The sequence below is a fragment of the Mucilaginibacter sp. P5_A4 genome (genome assembly GCF_056400605.1).
In genome coordinates this window covers 1-1,078 of sequence record NZ_JBFUKX010000148.1, presented here as the reverse complement: position 1 = coordinate 1,078, position 1,078 = coordinate 1, and the positions used below count along the sequence as shown (strand labels likewise).

The 1,078-nt window shown below is 33.4% G+C and carries 2 protein-coding genes; both read left to right on the top strand.

Annotated features, from left to right (window positions below; all coding sequences use genetic code 11):
* On the top strand, nucleotides 1–378 hold a 378-nt coding region (locus AC1DQW_RS27735; RefSeq protein ID WP_477457027.1), incomplete at its 5' end, for a response regulator.
* 318 nt (nucleotides 379–696) lie between these two features.
* A partial coding sequence (locus tag AC1DQW_RS27730; RefSeq protein ID WP_477457026.1) for a helix-turn-helix domain-containing protein occupies nucleotides 697–1,078 on the top strand: 382 nt, incomplete at its 3' end.

The window sequence follows — 1,078 nt, the reverse complement described above, 5'->3', positions numbered from 1 at the left end:
ACCAAAGGTTATCGTGTTTCAATATCAGACAATGGTATGAGCGCTTTTGAACGTTTAAAAGAACAATTACCCGATTTGGTGATTTGCGAAATTATATTACCGGGAATGACCGGCTACGATGTTTATAAAATGATGTTCAGCAGATTATATCTCAATAAAATACCTTTTATTCAGTTTACAGCCAAATCGGGATTTCCCGATAAGCAGGCAGCAACTGTGATAAATATTAAAAATTTTAAGTGCGAAGGTTATAATGATCGCGGTCTTATAAACTTTGTCGCAAATTTTTTCTCTGCATTTAACACTACGGATAATAATTATACTTTTAGCGGAGGTTCACGTAAATCTATAGTTAATTTCGAACAAAAAAGTCGGTAACAAAATCGTGATAATTGTCTCTTTTACAGTGTCTTCTACAGGCAAAAAATGACCGCCAATAGGTTGATTTGTGATCGCACTATCTTTAAATTTATGGTATAATTAATTGAATGCAATTGCAAACAATGGCGCTTATAAGGTAGAAGACCAGGCCGCCTGAACATTTAATTAATAGAACCTAAATCAATGATTTCTGAATAACTTCTCCCCTAAATGTTATTCATACTAAATTGAAACTAAATAGCACCATGCATTTTTAAATTAATAAATAAGCATCGTCTTTTAAAAATTTAATTTTTAGCCTAAATCAATTAGAGTATGTACAGCAAAATGGATTACCCGATTACTAATTATTTAGATAATGACAGTTGTACTGTCGAAACATCTGAATGCATTGACTTACATTACGGCCAAATTGTGGAACGCATTGTACGACGAGATCATATGGGTATAAGTGAAATTGCCCGAAAGCTTAATGTTAGTCGAAGAACCTTATACAATTGGTTTGAAACTAAAAAGCTTAACCTGGACATTATTTGTCAAATTGGTTTTGTGATTGGGCATGATTTTTCAAAGGAATTTCCCGAAGCTTTTGCAAAAAGAATTAATTCTGTCAATGCAGACCGTCCTTTTGAGGCCTTAAGTACCAAAGATCAGCCCCGGGATGCAACTTATTATTGGATGGATAAGTATATAAAAC